This window comes from Nonomuraea salmonea, from assembly GCF_042428605.1.
GTDB lineage: Bacteria > Actinomycetota > Actinomycetes > Streptosporangiales > Streptosporangiaceae > Nonomuraea > Nonomuraea salmonea.
In genome coordinates this window covers 350,908-369,957 of sequence record NZ_JBHMCF010000003.1, presented here as the reverse complement: position 1 = coordinate 369,957, position 19,050 = coordinate 350,908, and the positions used below count along the sequence as shown (strand labels likewise).

The 19,050-nt window shown below is 71.6% G+C and carries 14 protein-coding genes and 2 pseudogenes; 11 read left to right on the top strand and 5 right to left on the bottom strand.

Features of this window, described 5'->3' with window-relative positions; all coding sequences use genetic code 11:
- The first annotated feature begins 48 nt into the window (after positions 1-48).
- Positions 49-795 carry a maleylpyruvate isomerase family mycothiol-dependent enzyme gene (locus tag ACFFR3_RS02940; protein WP_364365817.1) on the top strand — a complete coding sequence of 249 codons (747 nt, stop codon included), beginning with the start codon at positions 49-51 and terminating at the stop codon, positions 793-795.
- Positions 796-885: 90 nt separating this feature from the next.
- Here ACFFR3_RS02940 and ACFFR3_RS02935 read toward each other — a convergent pair whose 3' ends face one another.
- Positions 886-1,317: a MarR family winged helix-turn-helix transcriptional regulator gene (locus tag ACFFR3_RS02935; protein ID WP_364365820.1), complete on the bottom strand. Its 432-nt coding sequence runs from the start codon at positions 1,315-1,317 to the stop codon at positions 886-888.
- Between the two features lie 50 nt (positions 1,318-1,367).
- Here ACFFR3_RS02935 and ACFFR3_RS02930 point away from each other — a divergent pair, with 50 nt between their 5' ends.
- The 3 genes from ACFFR3_RS02930 to ACFFR3_RS02920 all read left to right on the top strand — a co-directional run bounded on the left by ACFFR3_RS02930 (position 1,368) and on the right by ACFFR3_RS02920 (position 7,672).
- Positions 1,368-1,724: a nucleotide pyrophosphohydrolase gene (locus ACFFR3_RS02930; RefSeq protein WP_345397267.1), complete on the top strand. Its 357-nt coding sequence runs from the start codon at positions 1,368-1,370 to the stop codon at positions 1,722-1,724.
- Between the two features lie 203 nt (positions 1,725-1,927).
- Positions 1,928-4,495 carry an ABC transporter substrate-binding protein gene (locus ACFFR3_RS02925; RefSeq protein ID WP_379482541.1) on the top strand — a complete coding sequence of 856 codons (2,568 nt, stop codon included), beginning with the start codon at positions 1,928-1,930 and terminating at the stop codon, positions 4,493-4,495.
- Between the two features lie 30 nt (positions 4,496-4,525).
- The gene (locus ACFFR3_RS02920) at positions 4,526-7,672 is read left to right on the top strand and encodes an AfsR/SARP family transcriptional regulator (protein WP_379482540.1); all 3,147 of its coding nucleotides are present in this window, start codon (positions 4,526-4,528) and stop codon (positions 7,670-7,672) included.
- Here the strand turns inward: ACFFR3_RS02920 and ACFFR3_RS02915 are convergent.
- Entirely contained in the window at positions 7,661-8,074 is a 414-nt protein-coding gene (locus ACFFR3_RS02915; protein WP_345397282.1) for an SRPBCC family protein, read from the bottom strand. The two genes, ACFFR3_RS02920 and ACFFR3_RS02915, sit on opposite strands and share 12 nt — an antisense overlap.
- A gap of 97 nt (positions 8,075-8,171) precedes the next feature.
- Between ACFFR3_RS02915 and ACFFR3_RS02910 the strand changes: the two genes are divergently transcribed.
- Genes ACFFR3_RS02910 through ACFFR3_RS02900 form a run of 3 tightly spaced genes read left to right on the top strand, consistent with a single transcriptional unit; the run spans position 8,172 to position 11,189 of the window.
- Positions 8,172-9,386 (top strand): amidohydrolase family protein, encoded by a 1,215-nt coding sequence (locus ACFFR3_RS02910; protein WP_379482539.1) that lies wholly within the window; start codon positions 8,172-8,174, stop codon positions 9,384-9,386.
- A gap of 57 nt (positions 9,387-9,443) precedes the next feature.
- A complete protein-coding gene (locus ACFFR3_RS02905) occupies positions 9,444-10,490 on the top strand; it encodes an alpha/beta hydrolase (protein ID WP_364365835.1) in 1,047 nt (348 codons plus the stop codon).
- Positions 10,491-10,499: 9 nt separating this feature from the next.
- Complete coding sequence (locus tag ACFFR3_RS02900) at positions 10,500-11,189, top strand: helix-turn-helix domain-containing protein (RefSeq protein WP_345397291.1); 690 nt, start codon at positions 10,500-10,502, stop codon at positions 11,187-11,189.
- A gap of 10 nt (positions 11,190-11,199) precedes the next feature.
- Here the strand turns inward: ACFFR3_RS02900 and ACFFR3_RS02895 are convergent, their stop codons facing one another.
- Both ACFFR3_RS02895 and ACFFR3_RS02890 read right to left on the bottom strand, forming a co-directional pair.
- Positions 11,200-11,841 (bottom strand): alpha-ketoglutarate-dependent dioxygenase AlkB family protein, encoded by a 642-nt coding sequence (locus tag ACFFR3_RS02895; protein ID WP_364365878.1) that lies wholly within the window; start codon positions 11,839-11,841, stop codon positions 11,200-11,202.
- A gap of 129 nt (positions 11,842-11,970) precedes the next feature.
- Entirely contained in the window at positions 11,971-12,660 is a 690-nt protein-coding gene (locus ACFFR3_RS02890) for a 2OG-Fe(II) oxygenase (RefSeq protein WP_345397294.1), read from the bottom strand.
- Positions 12,661-12,793: 133 nt separating this feature from the next.
- Between ACFFR3_RS02890 and ACFFR3_RS02885 the strand changes: the two are divergent.
- The 3 genes and pseudogenes from ACFFR3_RS02885 to ACFFR3_RS02875 all read left to right on the top strand — a co-directional run bounded on the left by ACFFR3_RS02885 (position 12,794) and on the right by ACFFR3_RS02875 (position 15,359).
- Positions 12,794-13,601: pseudogene (locus ACFFR3_RS02885) on the top strand (alpha/beta hydrolase).
- A gap of 582 nt (positions 13,602-14,183) precedes the next feature.
- A pseudogene (locus ACFFR3_RS02880) lies at positions 14,184-14,585 on the top strand (maleylpyruvate isomerase N-terminal domain-containing protein); the annotation flags it as partial.
- Between the two features lie 453 nt (positions 14,586-15,038).
- A complete protein-coding gene (locus tag ACFFR3_RS02875; RefSeq protein WP_379482723.1) occupies positions 15,039-15,359 on the top strand; it encodes a DinB family protein in 321 nt (106 codons plus the stop codon).
- Between the two features lie 665 nt (positions 15,360-16,024).
- Here ACFFR3_RS02875 and recQ read toward each other — a convergent pair.
- On the bottom strand, positions 16,025-17,848 hold the full coding sequence (gene recQ / locus ACFFR3_RS02870; RefSeq protein WP_379482538.1) for a DNA helicase RecQ: 1,824 nt from the start codon (positions 17,846-17,848) through the stop codon (positions 16,025-16,027).
- Between the two features lie 423 nt (positions 17,849-18,271).
- Between recQ and ACFFR3_RS02865 the strand changes: the two genes are divergently transcribed.
- Positions 18,272-19,039 carry an SDR family NAD(P)-dependent oxidoreductase gene (locus tag ACFFR3_RS02865; protein WP_345397300.1) on the top strand — a complete coding sequence of 256 codons (768 nt, stop codon included), beginning with the start codon at positions 18,272-18,274 and terminating at the stop codon, positions 19,037-19,039.
- The last annotated feature ends 11 nt before the right edge of the window (positions 19,040-19,050 follow it).

The window sequence follows — 19,050 nt, the reverse complement described above, 5'->3', positions numbered from 1 at the left end:
CGCGGAGAGCGTCGCGCGCTGACTCGATCATGTGTTTGAATTCTCCGCATGGACTTCCCGCGATACCTCGAGTTGCTCGACGCCGACTGCGCTCTCCTGCGGGCCGCCGCCGTGCGTGATCTCGCCGCGCCCGTGCCGTGCTGCCCCGGATGGACGACCTCCGACGTGCTCTTCCACACGGGGGAGGTGTTCCTGCACAAGATCGAGGTCATGCGGACCGGCGCCTGGCCCGACCCGTGGCCGCCGGAGCCCGACCCCGCCGAGCCCGCCGGATACTTCGACCGCGCCGTGCGGGAGCTGAAGGCGGAGTTCGCCGCGCGCAAGCCCGAGGATGCCACGCCTACCTGGTACAACCCTGACCAGACGGTCGGGTTCTGGATCCGCAGGATGGCGCAGGAGGTGGTCGTGCACCGGGTGGACGCCGAGCTGGCGGCGGGCGGCCCCGTCACGCCGGTCCCCGACGACCTGGCGCTCGACGGCATCGACGAGGTGCTGGTGGCCTTCCTGGCCTACATCTCGGCCTCCTGGCCCGAGGAGCTGGGCGACGCGCTCAAGGCCGTCGACGGCCGGTCGGTGGCGATCGAGGCGGGCGGGCGGCGGTGGGTGGTCCGCATGGCTCCGTCCGGCGTCGAGGTCGCCCAGGGCGACGGGGAGGCGCAGGCGTCGGTCACGGGCGCTCCGCAGGAGACGCTGCTGTGGCTGTGGGGGCGCGGCGACGCCTCTTCGCTGAACGTTTCAGGCGACGTGCAGCTGATCGCCCACCTGCGCGACCTGCTGCGAGCGGCGACGCAGTAGGCGACCAGGGCGGGCGGTGCCGACCGGCGCAGCGCGGCGGTCGGGGATCGGCCGGAGGTCGGGTGCGGCGGTCGGGGATCGGCCGGGGGCTCAGGTGCGGCGGTCGGGGATGAGGTCGTCGGCGAGGGCTTCCAGGGTGGCGACCGTCTTGCGCACGCGTTCGGGGTCGTCCGTCCGCAGGGCCGCCGCCAGCGCGTGGTCGATGGGGGTGTCGCGGACCCGGGTCACGCGCTCCGAGACCTCGGGGGCCTCGCGGATGATCGTGCGCCGGCGGTCGCGGGGGTCGGTGGCGGTCGTCACGGCGCCCGCCGTGCGCAGCCGGGCGATCGCGGCCGAGACGGCACTCTGCGGCAGGCCCGTACGCGCGGCGATCTCGCCCACCGTCGTGTCCGGGTGCGCCCGCAGATCGCTCACCACGATCAGCACCGTACGCATGCTCGTCGGCTGATCACCGATCCCCTCCGTCGGCATCGCCTCTTCGCCGATCTTCATCAGTGCCCGGCCCAACAGGAACAATTCCACCCCATTCACGCTCAGCAACATACAGGTACGGCTCGGTAGGGTCCTGAGACGTGACGAGCGAGTTGGAGTGCCTTGCCGCGCGGTTGCGCGAGTTCGCCCGGGTCAGGGAGTGGGAGCAGTTCCACACGCCGAAGAACCTCGCGATGGCGCTGGCCGGCGAGGTCGGCGAGCTGGTGGCCGAGTTCCAGTGGCTGACGGCGGAGGAGTCGGCGAGCCCCGATCGGGAGACGCTCGACCGCATGCGTACGGAGCTGGCCGACGTCACCCTCTATCTCGTACGCCTGGCCGACGTGCTGGGCGTCGATCTGATGGCGGCGGCGCAGGCCAAGCTGGAGGACAACGACCGCCGCTACGACGCCGAGCGTTACCGCGGCTCGGCCAGAAAAGCGCCACCGAGCGGTCCGTGACCGTCCGGAATTGCCTTCCAACGGAGCAATTATGCCAACGGGTATTTTTACGGCATATATCTGACCTTGGCGCTATAGGCTCGACCACATAAGTGCGACAGTCATATTCGATCGTCAAGGCTGCGACATGCGGAGGCGCGACTTGAGTAGCCTCGTTCCACCGAGTCGCGCAGGCGAGCATCAATGGGGAGGATTGATCGCTCATGGCATATGCCCCCGCATATCCCCTGATAGTAGACGCCGTACGCCGCCCCTCCCCACTGGCCAGAGAAGACGGCCGCCCGATCCTGGTCTTCACCGGCGACCTGCGCGCGGCCGACGAGGCCGTTGACGACGTCGACAAAGTCGGCCGCTGGGCGCCCCATGCGCGCATAGAGGCGACGGCCGCCTCCGACGTCGCGGGCGTCATCGAGAAGCTGACCTTTCGCGACGGCCTTTTGACACGGTGGGTCGGGGGCACGCTGCTTCCGCCGCCCCGTTTTCTGCTGACCCGATTCATTCTCTGGGCCTGGCGGGAAGCGCACCCAGCGGCGAGCGGAGAACACCGGGAAACGCCGACCCGCGAAGACTACGCGCGCTCCCATGCCGCGTGGCGAAAGGCGGAGACGTTCACCGGGCCCGCGCTGCGCAGCTGGGCCGACTACGTCAGCCGCACCATGACCACGTGGCTGCCCGCCTCGGGGCTGACGGCCTTCGGGCTGCAGCAGTTCATGGACGGCGTCAATCTGCTGCTCTGGCTGATCAGCCCGGCCGTCGCCGTCGTCCTCGCCCTGCTGCACGCCACGCTGCTGGTCAGGGGCCTGCTCTCCTACCGCTGGTTCCGCCGGGCGCCCTACCTGCCGCGCCGGGCGGGCGAGCCGCTCATCGACTACGCGATGCGCATCGCGGGCACCGAGCTCCCGCCTGGGCACGAGGACGAGCACGGGGAGCAGGCAGAACGCCTGCTCGTCGCCGCGCTGCTGGAGGACCTCCGCCAGGCCTACCGGCGCCGCCTGTTCCCGTGGGCGTGGCCGGGCTGGGGCCGCCACACCTATCCCGTGGTGGGCATCAAGCACGCCGACCCCGGCACGGCGGGGCGCCGGTTCGTCGAGCTGGTCGAGGAGATCAGGGTCGGCACGGGCCAGCGGGGCCCGCTGCTGCTGGTCGTCTCCACGTCGGTGCCGCCGCCCGCCCACCATGCCCGCTTCGACGGCGGGGGCATCGACGCCCCGGCCGAGCTGTACGCCGAATGGGGCAGGGCCATGCGCCGGTTCCAGCCCAGCCCGTACCTCGTGATCGACACGACGCGTCCGGTGGAGCCGGGGACGGTGCGGCGGCGTCCCGAACGGCGGCTGCGTCCCGTCAGGGCGATGGTGTTCTGGGCGTTCGTGCTGACGCTGGTGGCCGCCCCGGTGATGGTGACGGCGGCGAACGCGCTGGGCTGTGGCTCCGGCCTGCACGAGCTGGCCGACCAGTGCGTGGGCCTGGGCTCGCTGGACAAGATCACCCCGCACGCGACCCTGCGGCCGGTGACGGAGAAGATCGAGCAGCAGAACGCCGCCATCCCCTTCGGCGCCAAGGTCATCAAGGTCGCCTATCTAGGCCCGCTGACGACGCAGCCGGGCGCCCAGTTCAAGGACGGCCAGATGACGGCGGTCGCGGGCGAGCTGACCGGGCTCGGGGCGTACCAGGCGGAGTTCAACAAGAGCAAGTCCGACTGGAAGATGAAGGTGCTGTTCGCCAACACCGGCCAGGACTTCCTCGGCGCCGAGCTCGCGGCCGGCGAGATCGCCGGGCACGCGAAGAACGATCCCTCCCTGGCAGCCGTCGTCGGGTTCGCCTGGAGCAGGGACGAGGTGCGGCGGGCCATCACGCGGCTGACGAAGGTCGACATGCCGATGGTCGGCACGGTCAGCACCGTGCACCAGATCGCGGTCGACGACAAGGGAAGGCGCTCGCCCTACTTCTACCGGCTGGCGGTCGTGGACACGCTGCAGGTGAAGGCCACCGTCCACTGGCTGGAGCAGATCGGGCTCGACCCTGAGGTGGGCACGAGACCCGAAGTGGCCGTCGTCTGGCAGAACCAGCCCGGCGAGCTCTACAGCAAGGACCTGCGGGACCTGTTCTGGGCGGCGTACCAGGGGGAGAAGACCGAGCACTCCTTCACCGACGACGCCTCGCTCGAAGCGGCGGTGCGCAAGGCGTGCCGCACCAAGGCGAAGGTGCTCTACTACACCGGCAGAGCCGATTTCCTGGCCATAGTCCAGCGCAGTTGGGGCACGGCGTGCCAGCGGCGCGGCGTACGGCTGCTGGCGTCCGACGACGTGACCGGCGCGATCGCGAACGACGTGCACAGCAACCCCGGCAAGCACACCGTGACCATGTCGTTCGTCTCCCTGACCGACGCCAGGAACCCCTCCGACAACCAGAGCCAGGAGGTGCTGTGGCGATGGGCGGACAAGACGTCGAAGACCTTCTCGTACGTGCACGCCGCCTTCGCCTACGACGCCGTCCAGGCCGTCGCCATGGCGTTCAACACCTACCGCGACCAGAGCCCCGACGCCCTCGCCGTACGCGCCGGCGTGCACTACAACCTGCGCGGCCTCAGCTTCGACGGTGCGACGGGCGCGGTGGCCTTCTCCTCCGACGCCACCGACCACGACGCCCAGGGCCGCGCGATCTGGCTCATGACCGTCGAGGCGGGCGAGGAGATCAAGGCGGTACGCGAGTGCCACCCCACCGCCAAGACGCACGGATGCGGGCAGTCACGCGACCCCGGGGACACGACCTGACGGCCCCCGCTCCCGCATAGGGTGACGGGCATGCGATTCGGCGTGCTCGGCCCGCTGGCCGTGTGGACGGATGCCGGGCAGAGCGTCACGATCCCCGGGCTCAAGGTACGCGCGCTCCTCGCGGACCTGCTGGTCCACGAGGGGCATCCCGTGTCGGTCGACCGGCTGGTCGACGACCTGTGGGGCGAGGACCCGCCCGCCAACCCGGCGGGCGCGCTGCAGGTGCGCGTGTCGCAGCTGCGCAAGGCGTTCGAGGACGCCGAGAGCGGCGGCAAGAACCTCGTCGTCTCCCGCGCGCCCGGCTACCTGCTGCGCGCCGACGAGGGGGCGGTGGACGCCGTACGGTTCGCTGAGTTACTGGCCAGGGCCGAGGCCGCCGACAGCCCCAAAACCAAAGCGGGGCTGCTGGCCGACGCGCTGGCGCTGTGGCGCGGCCCGGCGTACGCGGACTTCGCCGACGAGGAGTTCACCAGGGCGGCCGTGCACCGCCTGGAGGAGCAGCGGCTGTCCGCGCTGGAGCAGCACGCCGAGGCCCGGCTGGAGCTGGGAGAGCACGGGCTGCTCGTGGGCGAGTTGAGCGACCTCGTACGCCGCCATCCCCTGCGCGAGCGGCTGCGCGCCGTGCACCTGCGGGCCCTGTACCGCGCCGGCAGGCAGAGCGAGGCCCTGGCCGGTTACGCCGAGCTGCGCGACCGGCTGGCCGACGAGCTGGGCCTCGACCCCGGCCCTGAGCTGGTGGCGCTGCACCAGGCGATCCTGCGGCAGGACCCGGCGCTGAGCGTGCCGGCCGAGCGGCCGTCCACCAACCTGCCCGCCCCGGTCAGCAAGCTCATCGGACGTGACGCGGCGCTGGCCGAGATCGGCGCCCTGCTGGGCGAGGAACGCCTGGTGACGCTCACCGGCAGCGGCGGCGTCGGCAAGACCAGGCTCGCGCTTGAGGTGGCGAACCGGCTGGCGGAGGAGTTCGCGGGCGGCGCCTGGCTGGTGGCGCTCGACCAGGCGTCCCGCACCCCGGCCGAGGCGGTGATGGCCGCGCTGGACATCAGGGAGGACGCCGGCCCCGAGGCCGCGCCCGCCAGGCTCGCCACGGTGCTGCGGCAGCGGCGCACGCTGCTGGTGCTGGACAACTGCGAGCACCTGGTCGAGCAGGTGGCCGAGCTGGCGGAGTCGCTGCTGCGCTCCTGCCCCGACCTGCGGATCCTGGCCACCAGCAGGGAGCCGCTGGCGGTCGAGGGCGAGGTGCTGTGGAATGTGCCGCCGCTCGGCGTGCCCACCGGGGAGGACCTCGCGGCCATGGCCCGCTCCGACGCCGTACGCCTCTTCGTGACCAGGGCCGCCGCCTCCGCCCGCGGGTTCGTCCTCGACGCCGGCAACGCCCCCGCCATCGCGCAGCTGTGCCGCAGGCTCGACGGCATCCCACTGGCGCTGGAGCTGGCCGCCACCCGGGTGCGCGCGCTCGGCGTCCACGGCGTGGTGGCGAGGCTCGACGACCGGTTCAGGCTGCTGGCCTCGGGGCAGCGCGGCGCCCCCGCCCGCCAGCAGACGCTCACCGCGGTCATCGACTGGAGCTGGGACCTGCTGTCGGAGGACGAGCGCGTGGTCCTGCGCCGCCTGGCCGTCCACGCCGACGGCTGCACGCTGGAGGCCGCCGAGTCCGTCTGCGGGCTGGACCCGCTCGACGTGCTGGACCTGCTGGCCAGGCTGGTCGACCGCTCGCTGGTGACGGTCGTGGACGCCCCCGGCGGGGTGCGCTACCGGCTGCTGGAGTCGGTGTCGGCGTACTGCCTGGCCAGGCTGGCCGACGCGGGCGAGCTGGACGGGGTACGCCAGGCGCACCTGCGCCACTACCTGGAGCTGGCCCTGCGCGCCGAGCCCGAGCTGTACGGCCACGACCAGCGCGAATGGCTGCTGCGCCTCGACGCGGAGTCGGCCAACCTGCGCGCGGCGCTCGACACCGCCGCGGCGGCGGGCGACGCGGACGGCGCGGCCCGGCTGGTCAACGCGCTGACCTGGTACTGGTTCCTGCGCGGCCGGCTCACCGAGGGCAGGCGGGCCCTGGCGACGGCGCTCGCCGTGCCGGGCGGCGGGCAGGGGGACGAGCAGGGGGACGAGCGGGCCAGGGCGGCGGCCTGGGAGGCGGGCTTCGCGCTCATGATGGGCGAGGAGCCCGACTGGCAGCCGGTCGTGGCGGCCATCGCCGACCCCGGGGCGCGGGCCAGGGCGGAGCTGTTCATGTCCCTGCACGTCGGAGACATGACGACGGGGCAGGAGCTGGGGGAGCGGGCGCTGGCCACGTTCAGGGAGGTCGGCGACCGCTGGGGCGTCGCCACCGCGCTCACCAGGCAGGCCATGGACGCCTTCACCCTGCGCGACACCGAGGCGCTGCGGCGCGTCGCGGGGGAGAGCGCCCGGCTGTTCACCGAGCTGGGCGACCGGTGGGGGCTGCTGCGCGCCACCGAGTGGCTGGCCTCGCTGGCGCAGATGGAGCACGACACCGAGGAGGCCGACCGGCTGTTCGGCGCGAACCTGCGGATGGCCGAGGAGCTTGAGCTGTGGCCCGAGGTGGTCACGTACATCGCCTGGCTGGGCTGGACCGCGCTGGAGAGCGGCGCGTACGAGCGCGCCATCGAGCTGAGCGAGCGCGCGCTCGCCCAGGCCACCGCCCAGGGATACAGCAAGGGCGCGACGATGGCCGAGATGGGCCTGGCCTTCGCCGCGCGCCGGTCGGGCCGGCTCGACCTGGCCGAGCGGCACCTGCGCCACCTGCTCGACGGCGTGTCCAGAGACCCGTCCGCCGAGCCCGCGATGCACCTGCCCGACGTCCTCGTCGAGCTGGGCCGGCTGCTGGAGCTGCGCGGCGACCGGGCGGGGGCGCTGGAGCTGCACGCCGAGGCGCTGGCCGCGATCCGCAGGATCGGTGACCCGCGGACGGCGGTGAACGCGGTGGAGGCCGCCGCGTCCGCGGCCGGGCCCACTGAGCAGGGGGCGCGGCTGCTGGGGCTGGCCGCCGCCGCCCGCCGGCACCACCAGCTGGCCGCGTGGCCGGCCGAGCAGGAGGACGTCGGCAGGACGGCCGCGCGGGCGCGGGAGGCGTTGGGGGAGGAGGCGTACGCGGCGGCGTACGCGGAGGGGGAGACGTACAAGCTGGAAGACGCACTCACCCTGCTAGGGCTCTAGGTACGCGGCCAGCCGTGCACAGAACTCCTCCCACCCCTCACGCCCGACGCCCACGCCGATCTCGCGTACCCGCAGCTCGGTCCCCGCGCCCGCCGCGACGAACACCACCGTCACCACGGACGCGGCCCGATCGCCCGCACCGGTCGTGAACACCAGCCGCTCCGGCGCCACCACCTCCCGATAGCGCCCGCCCACCGCCATCTCGAACCCCTCCTCGCCGACCAGCGTCACCCCCCACGCCCCGCCCGCCCGCACGTCGAGGGTGACCCGCCCCAGCGGCGTGGCCATCCAGGCGGGCCCGAACCAGCGGCAGAACCGCTCGGGCTCGGTCCAGGCGGCCCACACCAGCGGGCGTGGCGCGCCGAGGAGATGGACGAGGTCGTAGGCGACGGTCACGGACATGCGCTCTGCCCTCCGGAGGTGACGATGCTCCCAGAGTGCGACGCCGTTCTTACGATCCCCTTCTCGCCGCCTTCAGGCCCGTGGCACGCTGGGACGCATGCGGATCATTCGGGCGGCGAAGGTGCTCACCGGACGTCCAGGAGAGGTGATCGAGAACGGCGAGATCCTCATCGACGGGCCCCGCATCGTCTCCGTGGGGCCACGCGGCAGCGCCGGAGAGGCAGGCGAGGTGCTCGACCTGCCGGGACACACCGTCCTGCCAGGACTGGTCGACGCGCACGTGCACCTGGGCTTCGACCCCCAGGTCGACCCGGTGACGCGGCGCAGCGCCGAGAGCGACGCCCACCTGCTGCTGCGCATGGCCGAGAACGCGCGCAAGCTCGTCTCCGCCGGCGTCACCACCGCCCGCGACCTCGGCGCGCGCGGCTTCCTCGACCTGGCGCTGCGCGACGCCGTCGAGGAGGGCCTGGCCGTCGGCCCGCACATCGTGGCCGCCACCAGGCCGATCACCATCACCGGCGGCCACTGCTGGTACATGGGCGGCGAGGCCGACGACGAGGCCGCCATCCGCCGCGTGGCCAGGGAGAATCTGCGGGCCGGCGCCGACTGCCTCAAGGTGATGGCCTCCGGCGGCCAGATGACGCCGGGCGCGCCGCCGAGCTGGGTCCCGCAGTACGGCACCGAGCAGCTCCGCGCCGTCGTCGAGGAGGCCGCCACGCGCGGCAAGGGCGTCGCCGCCCACGCCCACGCGCACGCCGCCATCCGCAGCGCGGTCGAGGCCGGCGTCACCACGATCGAGCACTGCACGTTCTTCACCCCGTCGGGCCACCGCTACGACCCGAAGCTGGTGGAGCTGGTGGCGGCCAGCGGCACGTACGTCTGCCCGACCGTGCACGGCGTCTTCGACCGCCTCAGGCGGGTGCACGGGGAGGAGACGCTCGACGCCTGGCTGTCGGGCGTCGCCCGCATGCGGGAGGCGGGGGTGCGGCAGATCGCGGGCACCGACGCCGGGTTCGCGGTGGGCGAGGTGGCCAACCCGACCGACGGGTACGTGGGCGGGCTCGAGGTGTTCGCGATGGCCGGCTACCGCAACGCCGAGATCATCGAGCTGGCCACCGTGCTGGCCGCCGACGCCTGCGGGGTGGGCGAGGTGGCCGGCAGCCTCGACCCCGGCAAGCGGGCCGACCTCATCGCGGTCGCAGGCGACCCCCTCGAACGCATCGCCGACCTGCGCAACCTCTCGCTCGTGCTGGTCTCGGGCCGGTCCGTGACCCAGGCGGGCGTCGACACCACCACCTTGTCGGTCGGCTGAACTGTCGGTGCCGTACGGCATCCTGATCTCACCACACGTTCCCCGAGGAGAGCCCGCATGCTGCCCTGGTCCGCCGACCTCGCCGGTCGTCTCGACCACCACGTCGTCGACAGCGCGCTGCTGCGCGACAATCCCCTCGGCGACCCGCACGAGCGGCCGCTGGTCGTCTACGTCCCGCCCGGCTACGACGACGCGCCCGACCGCCGCTACCCGACCATCTACGTCCTGCTCGGCTACACCGGCCACGTCGCGATGTGGTTCAACAGGACCCCGTTCCGCCAGCCCTACCCCGAGCTGACCGACGCCCTGTTCGCGGCGGGCGACGTGCCGCCCGCGATCGTCGTCTACGTCGACGCCTGGACCTCGCTCGGCGGCAGCCAATATCTCGACTCGCCCGCCACCGGCCGCTACCACTCCTACCTGCGCGACGAGATCGTCCCCTACGTCGACGCCCATTACCGCACGCTCGCCGACCGCGACCACCGCGCGATCACCGGCAAATCCAGCGGCGGCTACGGCGCGATGGTGACCGCCATGCTGGCGCCCGACGTGTTCGGCGCGCTGGCCACCCACGCCGGCGACGCGCTGTTCGAGGTCAGCATGCGGCGCACGTTCCCGGTGCTGGCGCGGCGGCTGCGCGACATGTACGACGGCTCCTACGACGCCTTCCTCACCGACTTCCGCGGCCGGCCGGCCGGCACGAAGGAGGGCGACCTGGAGCTGCTGGAGATGTACGCCTACGCGGCCGCCTACTCCGCCGACGACGACGGCACCGTGCGGCTGCCGTTCGACGACACCGGCGCGGTCGTGCCCGAGGTGTGGCAGCGCTGGCTCACCCACGACCCGGTCGTGATGGCCGGCGAGCCGCGCCACGCCGAGGCGCTGCGCTCCCAGCGGGCGATCTGGATCGACGCGGGCCGCCGCGACGAATACTTCCTCGACTTCGGCGCCGTGGCCTTCCGCCGCGCGGTCGAGGCGGCGGGCGTGCCTGCCGACCGGGTCGCCTTCGAGCTCTTCGACGCAGGTCACGGGGGCATCGAATACCGCTATCCACTTGCCCTTGCCTGGCTCGCCCGCCGCCTCACCGCAGACGAGGTCCAGTAGGCTGCCGCAATGGAACTGAAGGACCAGGTACGCGAGCTGCGCGAGCAGGGCATGTCGCCCAAGCAGATCGCGCGGGCGCTCAAGGTCTCGCCGTCGGTCGTCGCGCCGCTGGTGCGCGCCATCGCCGAGGAGACCGCTCAGGCCACCGGCCCCGGCGAGGCCGAGGTGATGGGCTGCTGGATCAACGTCGGCTGGAGCGAGGGGCTTGGCGTCGACCCGGCCCGCGGGTGGGTCGACGAGGCCCCCGGCTCCGGCGGTGGCGGCAACGTGTGCGTGCTGGTCGCCCGGCGCTACAACTGGGACCGCCTGACGGTCTGCGGCTACCTGGCCGACGTCTACTGCCAGGGCGTCAAAGCCGTCATCGGCCCCGACGTGCTCGACGACCGCGACCTCGCGCGCTTCCGCGAATACTTCTTCGGCGAATACGCCGGCTGGCAGGAGGCCCCGATCGAGCTGGCCAGGCACCTGGTGTTCGGCTCCATCGACTACGCCCAGTCGCTCGGCTTCGAGCCCAACGACCTGTTCTCGCTCGGCGCCGACGTGCTGGGCAAGTGGGAGGAGGAGCCGGCGATCACGTTCGGCCGCGACGGCAGGCCGTTCTACGTCGAGGGCCCCGACGACGACACCGCGAAGGTGCTGCGCACGCTGCGGCGCCGCTTCTCCGACGACGAGTTCGGCTACGTCCCGGCGAGCCAGTGATCCAGGCGCGTCAGCCCAGGCCGGTGACGCGCATCGTGAGGTTGAGCCGGCCGGCGGCCAGGCCCGTGGCCGGGTCGCCGGTGCCCGGATAGACCTTCGGCACCCCGTGATAGGCCAGCCGCGACGGCCCGCCGAACACGAACAGGTCACCCGATTCGAGGCGCACGTCGGTGTAGGGCTTGCCGCGCGTCTCGGTGTTGCCGAACCGGAACAGGCAGGCGTCGCCGACGCTGAGCGAGACCACGGGGGCGTCCGCGCGCTCGTCCTTGTCCTGGTGCATACCCATCCGCGCCTGACCGTCGTAGAAGTTGATCAGGGCGGTGTCGGGGTCGTACGGCATCTCCTTCCCGTACGCGTCGGCCAGGGCCCGCCGGCCCAGCTCCTTGAGCCACGCCGGGAACTCCGCCACCCGTCGGCCGTTCACGTCGTGGGCCAGGCGGGTGTAGCGGTAGGGCTGCCAGTGCCAGCCGACGCAGACCGTCCGCACGGACATGACGCCGCCGCCGGGCAGCACGGTGTGCCGGATCGGCACAGGGCCCTTCGCCCATTCCCGGCATGCTTGGACGAGGTGGCGTTGCTGGTCGAGGCTGAGCCAGCCGGGCACGTGCACCGCGCCCGGGGCGATCTCTCGGAACGGCAGCGGGATCACGATATTTCCTGATCTGGGGTCGTAACTCGGTGGGGGCTCGTGCACCACATGCCCCCATTCTCCCGAGGACGCCCTATGCAACCCGCTCGGCCTCGTGGGGCCCGTCCCATTGGCGTGAGGCGTGACGGGGGCTTATGTGGCGTCGTGGAGGACGAGGCCGAGAGTGTGGCGCAGGCCGGAGCGTACGGTGCTGACGCCGTGCCGAACCGGCGCGGCCGACCAGCCGCGCGACGACCGCACCGGCCGGTCGCGCGTGGTGAAGACCAGCCCGTGACCCTGGGGCAGCAGCGTCACCGTGCCCCGCGACTGCGCCCGCGGCCGCTGCTCCACCAGCAGGAACTCGCCACCCGTGTAGTCGTGACCGGGCCGGTCGAGCCCGATCACCACCTGCAGCGGGAACACCAGGTCGCCGTAGAGGTCGCGGTGCAGGGCGTTCCAGTCGTTCTCGCGGTAGCGGAGCAGGATCGGGGTCGGCCTGGTCTGCCCAGCGCGGTGGCACATGTCCAGCCATTCACCGAAATCGTCTGGCCAGGGCGCGGGCTGCCCCAGCCGGGCCGCCCAATCCCGGGCGATCGGCAGCAAGCGGGCGTAGAACGCGGCCCTCAGCCGTGCGATCACAGGAGGGATCGGGTGACCGAAATATCGGTACTGTCCGGCGCCGAAGCGGTGCCGTTCCATGTCGATGGTGGCGCGGAAGTGCCCGCGTTCGTCGTACAGGCCGGCGATCTGCTCGCACTCCTCCGGAGTGAGCACCTGCGGGGTCAGCGCGCAGCCGTACGCGTCGAGCTCGCGCGCCAGCCGCTCGTCCGTCACGATGTCCATGCCTTTCCCAACACCGCCGCGACGCCGGAACTCGGCAGTTTTCGGACCTCGCGCCCGGCTATTTGATCGCGGGGGCCGGACGTCGTACGCTCACCGCACTCCGGACCCAGGAGTGAACACCCAGGGAGTAGGCATGGCCGCGTCGCGCGAGTACACCTTCACCGGCACCCGAGTCGTCAACCACGTCCGCGAATGGCCCCATGACCGGCCGCGCTACGTCGCCCTCCTCGTGCACGGCTACGGCGAGCACATCGGACGGTACGAGTACGTGGCCGACCGGCTCGTCCGCCACGGCGCCGCCGTCTACGGGCTCGACCACATGGGCCACGGCAGGTCCGAGGGCGACCGGGTGCTCATCGCGGACTACGAGGACGTGGTGGCCGACGTGCACACCCTCGAGGAGCAGGCCAGGGCGGCGCATCCGGACGTACCGGTGGTGATGATCGGCCACTCCATGGGCGGCCTCATCGCGGCCCGCTACGCCCAGCGCTACGGCACCGGCCTGGCCGCGCTCGTCCTGTCGGGGCCGGTGCTCGGGGAGTGGGCAGTCGTGCCGCAGTTGCTGGCCTACCCGGAGCCGCCCGACACACCCATCGACCCGGCCACGCTGTCCCGCGACCCGGCGGTGGGGGAGGCGTACGCGGCCGACCCGCTGGTCTGGCACGGCCCGTTCAAGCGGGCCACGCTCGAAGCCCTCGCCACGACCCTCGACGTCATCACCAAGACCGGCCCCCCTCGGCCACCTCCCCACCCTCTGGGCCCACGGCGAGGACGACCAGCTAGTCCCCCTGGAAGGCACCCGCACCGGCATGACCGCCATCCGCGGCACGAACCTGACCGAACGCATCTACCCAGGCGCCCGCCACGAGATCTTCAACGAAACGAACAAGGACGAGGTGCTGGACGACGTCACCGCATTCATCGACCAGTCCCTGTCATAACACCATCAACATCCAGTACGAACAGTCACCATCACGCCAGGGGCGCCGCTCCACGCCGGCACACGGAGGCGATCGGGCATGGCGGAGCCGGGGTGTCATTCCACCGGAAGCCAGACATGTCCTGAGCCACGCGTGCGGCTGAGCTCGATCTTCCAACACCCCGCCTTCGGGAACACGAACCCGGTGCCCCACTCCTGCCCCGGCCTGCGCCAAGTGGACCCGCCATGCTCCTCAGGCCCCCAGACCAGCTTGGCGTGAGTACCGTCGCCCAGGCCGGCCCGAACCTCCAGTGGCCCCTCCCCGGTCATCCGCCACACGATCTTGACTTCGCCCCCACGCTTCAACGGAGTCTTGGCCACGAACAACAACCCCCACAACTCAGCCTCCTGAGCGGTCCCTCGCACCTCCGGATACCCCTTACCGAGGAACACCGGCGTCCCCTGACACCCCACCCCAGTCCGCGCCGGACTGGCCACCACCCGCTCCGACTCCCCGTCCTCCGCCATCACCCCCGTAGCCGGAGGGCCACCACCAACCTCACCCTTCGGATCAAGACCCTGCCCCGCACACCCACCCGCCACCATGGCGACCGCAACGCCCACAACCCCGCACCACACTCTCACTGGGCCCTCCTCTACTCGCTGTCCGTGTCGTTCGTACCACCCCCACTACTCCGAATCCCGCCACAAGGTTCCAGCCCCGGCCGAGCTCACGACCCGCCCTGACCGGTCCCCGATGAGTTCTGGCCTCGCCACGGGTCTCCCTCTACGAGGAGGCGATATGAGCGAGCATGAGCAGGCGCTGAAAGCAGGGGTGGCACTGCTGGAAAGAGCCATCACGTACGCCCTCGGCAGCCTGCGCCTGGTCACCCCGGCCACCCTCTGCCGCCCCACCCCCTGCACAGGTTGGACCCTGCACCACCTACTGACCCACCTGACGGACTCCTTCCAAACCCTCGCCGAAGCCGCAGGCACCTCTGTCTCGCTCACACCCCAGAGCAAGGAACACGAACGCCCACCCCTGACCCCCACCCCCCACCGCCCAACCCCACTCCCCGCCCCCGGCTTCGGCCCCAAGCTCGGGCCGGGGCTCGGAGCCGGCCCTACATCCGGGAACGGGCACAGGCGTGGGCCTGGGGACGGACGCGGGTTCGGTCGAGCGCATGGATACGGGCCGAGGGCCGGTCGCAGCTCTGACCCTGTGCACCAAGCCGGGCCTGAAGAGGGGCGCGGGTTGGGCGTCGTGCACGGCTATGAGCCCGGGCCTGGCCAAGGCCCAGGGCTTGCGCACGGACAGGAGTCTGGAGACAGGCTTGCGCAGGGACTGGAGCCTGGAGACAGGTTTGCGCAGGGATTGGAGCCTGGAGACAGGCTTGGGGATGAATGTCCGCCCGGGTCTCGCAACCCGGCTCTGCTGCTGAGGGACAGCGCCACCGAGGTGCTCGGGCGGTGGGTCGCTCTGTCGGGGGACGCCCTCATCACCGTCGGCGACCGCAGGTTGACCCGTCCGATGGTGGCGGCGGTGGGCGCGATCGAGATCGCCGTCCACGGCTGGGACGTGGCCATGGCGTGCGGTGAACGCCACCCGCTTCCGCCTCTCCTGGCCGAAGAACTGCTCGACCTGGCCCGGCTGTTCGTCACCGCTCAGGAGCGCCCGGCCCGCTTCGCCCTACCCCTCCCCGTCCCTCCGCACGCCCCCGCCCAGGACCACCTCCTCGCCTACCTCGGCCGCGACCCCACCTGGACCCCTTTCCGCTGACCACCTGCGCCGAAGCCCTCCGCCACCTGCGTTCTCTGCCACCTGCGCCGAAGCCCTTCGCCACCTGCGCACAGGGTCTCCGTCGTGGCTGCGGCGTCTTCGTCAGTGGCTTCGTCCACGGGCTTGGAGAGCGCGGGTTTGGGCCGAAGGTTCCGCTTGTGGGCTCTGCTCCGAAGGGCCAAAGGTGGCGGGTTTTTGCTGGCTGGGCGTTCGAGAAGACTGTGGCGCGGTGGGTGGTGAGGGGGCTCGTGGTGGTGGCGACGGCCGCACGAAGAACGGTCGTCGCCACCACGTTGGCCGGCCGGTCCGCGGTGGACGAAGGGGTCGCCTCGCGGACTCAGACCGGACGGGTTACCGTCCCTCCGGCACGGTGTGGCTTGGGTGGCCTTCCAGCCGTGGCTGGATACCTTAACCGATCTTCTCACCGTATCGGTCGGAACGTCGTCGGGTTCTACCAAGAGCCGCGTCACGGTGTGCGGTTTGACATTTCCGTACAAAGTGATCGTACGACGTGTGGGGTGGTGTTGTGCAGCCGGGTTCCGGTGGCTGAACGCTCCTCACGTCACTGTCCGTGGTGGGGTCGGTTGGTTGGGCGATGCGCTGGTGGTCGGCCTAGGGGCTCGGCCCCCGAGTGTTGTGGCCGCGTGGCTTCCGGACGCTCGCGGTTACGGAGCGGGGGTGTCCTCCTGCAGGACTTCCAGGACTTGTTCGCCGTACTTCGCGAGTTTGTTCTCGCCTACGCCGTTGACCTTGCTCAACTCTGCCAGGGACGTGGGACGGGCGGTGGCGATCTCGCGGAGGGTCGCGTCGTGGAAGATGACGTAGGCGGGGACGCCCTGCTCCTTGGCGGTGGCGCCGCGCCATGCGCGGAGGCGTTCGAAGAGGGGGGCGGCTTCGGCGGACAGCTCGACGGCCGCCTTCGCGGACTTCGCCGAGCCGGCCACCTTGGCGCGGGCCGGGCGGAGGGTGTCGCGGCGCAGCCGCACCTCGCGCTGGCCGCGCAGCACGTCGGCGCTGGCGTCGGTGAGCACCAGGGCGCCGTAGTCGGACTCCACCGCCAGCAGACCTTGGGCGAGGAGCTGGCGTACGACGCCGTGCCACTCCGCGTTGCCCAGGTCGGTGCCCACGCCGAAGACCGTCAGCGTGTCGTGGTCGTGCTGGATCACCTTGGCGGTCTTCTTGCCGAGCAGGATGTCGACCACCTGCCCCACCCCGAACTTCTGCCGCCGTTCACGTGCCAGCCGCAGCACGGTGGACAGCACCTTCTGGGCGGGGACCGTGCCGTCCCACGACTCGGGCGGGGCCTGGCAGGTGTCGCAGTTGCCGCAGGGCTGCGAGCCATCCTGGCCGAAGTAGTCGAGCAGCATCGTGCGGCGGCAGCCGACCGTCTCGCACAGCGCGAGCATCGCGTCGAGGTGGAGCACCTGGCGGCGGCGGTGGGCGTCGTCGCCTTCCATGGCCATGCGCCGGTGCTGGACGACGTCTTGCAGCCCGTACGCCATCCACGCCGTCGCCGGCAGCCCGTCGCGCCCCGCCCGCCCGGTCTCCTGGTAGTAGCCCTCCACCGACTTCGGCAGGTCGAGGTGGGCCACGAACCGCACGTCAGGCTTGTCGATGCCCATGCCGAACGCGATCGTGGCCACCACCACGAGCCCGTCTTCGCGCAGGAAGCGAGCCTGGTGGTGGGCGCGCGTGCGCGCGTCGAGGCCCGCGTGGTAGGGGACGGCGGCGATGCCGTTGTCGGCCAGGAACTCCGCGATCTTCTCCACGGACGAGCGGGACAGGCAGTAGACGATGCCGGAGTCGCCGTCGTGCTCGGTGCGCAGGAACTCCAGCAGCTGCCGCTTGGGGTCGTTCTTGGCGGTGATGCGGTAGTGGATGTTGGGGCGGTCGAAGCTGGCCACGAAGTGGCGGGCCTGGTCGAGGTTGAGCCGGGAGGAGATCTCGCGGTGGGTGGCCGGCGTGGCGGTGGCGGTGAGCGCGATGCGCGGCACCTCCGGCCACAGCTCGTGCAGCCGGGAAAGCTCCAGATAGTCGGGACGGAAGTCGTGGCCCCACTGCGCCACGCAGTGCGCCTCGTCGATCGCGAACACCGAGATGTCGCCCTTGGCCAGCAGCCGCTGCGTCGCCTCGACGCGCAGCCGCTCGGGGGCGAGGTAGAGCAGGTCGAGCTCGCCGGCCAGGAACTCCGACTCGACGAGCTGGCGTTCGTCGAAGTCCTGCGTCGAGTTGAGGAACCCGGCGCGTACGCCCAGCGCTCTGAGCGCGTCCACCTGGTCCTGCATCAGGGCGATCAAGGGGGAGATGACCACGCCGACGCCTCGGCGCACCAGGGCGGGGATCTGGTAGCACAACGACTTGCCGCCGCCGGTGGGCATCAGGACGAGCGCGTCACCCCCGGCGACCACGTGGTCGATGATCTCCTGCTGGCCCTCGCGGAAGGAGTCGTAGCCGAACACGCGGTGCAGGACGTCGGTGGGGGTATCCATGCGGCTACCTTACGTGTTCGGTGGCGGGCGGATGGCCGGTTCCGCCGACGGCGGAGCCGGGCAGCAGCCTACGAAACCGCCCAAATACGGGGGTCTCGACCTCCCCAGAGGCCGAGACCGTCACGAGGGGCGGTACGGCCCCACCTGTCGACCGGGGGTGGCCGAGGGATCGTGCTGCACGTCTACCGTACTCAGGCGGTCGCCTCTCCCGTACGCCCTGCGCCGGTCGATGCATGCGATTGAGCGCGCCGTAGCCGGCCGTCCGAGTGACCGCCGGTGTGCCGATCAATCGTTTGTGGAACGTCCCACCGGTGATCGCGAACTAGTGCGTTTCCGGCCATTCTCGCGGGAATTGCGGGAATGGCGTGACGCGTGTCACTTCGCGCACTACAAATGATCGAATGGCCGCATAGCGTAAGCATTATGAGCATTTCCTACGTAGTGACCGGTGGCGGACGAGGCATCGGCAGGGCCGTGGCCGAGCGGCTCCTGCGCGACGAGGAGGCCACCGTGATCGCCGTCGAACGTGACGAGGAGGCGCTGTCCTGGGCGGACGGCCGGCGGATCGTGCCGGTCATCGGGGACGCGGCCGACGAGGAGGTCGCCGCGTGGGCCGCCGACCTGGCGCAGGAGTCGGGCACGCTGGCGGGGTGGGTCAACAACGCGGCGATCTTCCGTGACGCCTCCGTGGACTCGTCGCCGATCGCCGAGGTCAGGGCCTTGATCGCGGCCAATCTCGATCTGGCGGTGGTGGGGTGCGCGACCGCCGTACGCCACTTCCTGGCCGCCGGCACCCCCGGCGCCATCGTGAACGTCACTTCGCACCAGGCCGCCAGGCCCGTGCCCGGCAGTCTGCCGTACGCGACGGCCAAGGCCGCCACGGAGGGGCTGACCAGGGCGCTGGCCGTGGAGTACGGCCGGCGTGGCATCCGGGTGAACGCGGTGGCGCCCGGCTCGGTGGCGACCGAACGGTATGAGCGGTTCCTGGCGGAGCAGAGTCCCGAGGGGGCTGCGGCCGTGGAGGCCGAGCTGGCTCGGCTGCATCCGCTGGGGCGGGTCGCCACGCCGGCAGAGGTGGCGTCGGTCGTGGCGTATCTGCTCTCGCCCGACGCGTCCTTCGTCAACGGGGTGACGGTGCCGGTGGACGGGGGTCGTACGGTGCTGGGGCTCGACCCTGAAGCTCGGGAATGAAAACCGTTGCC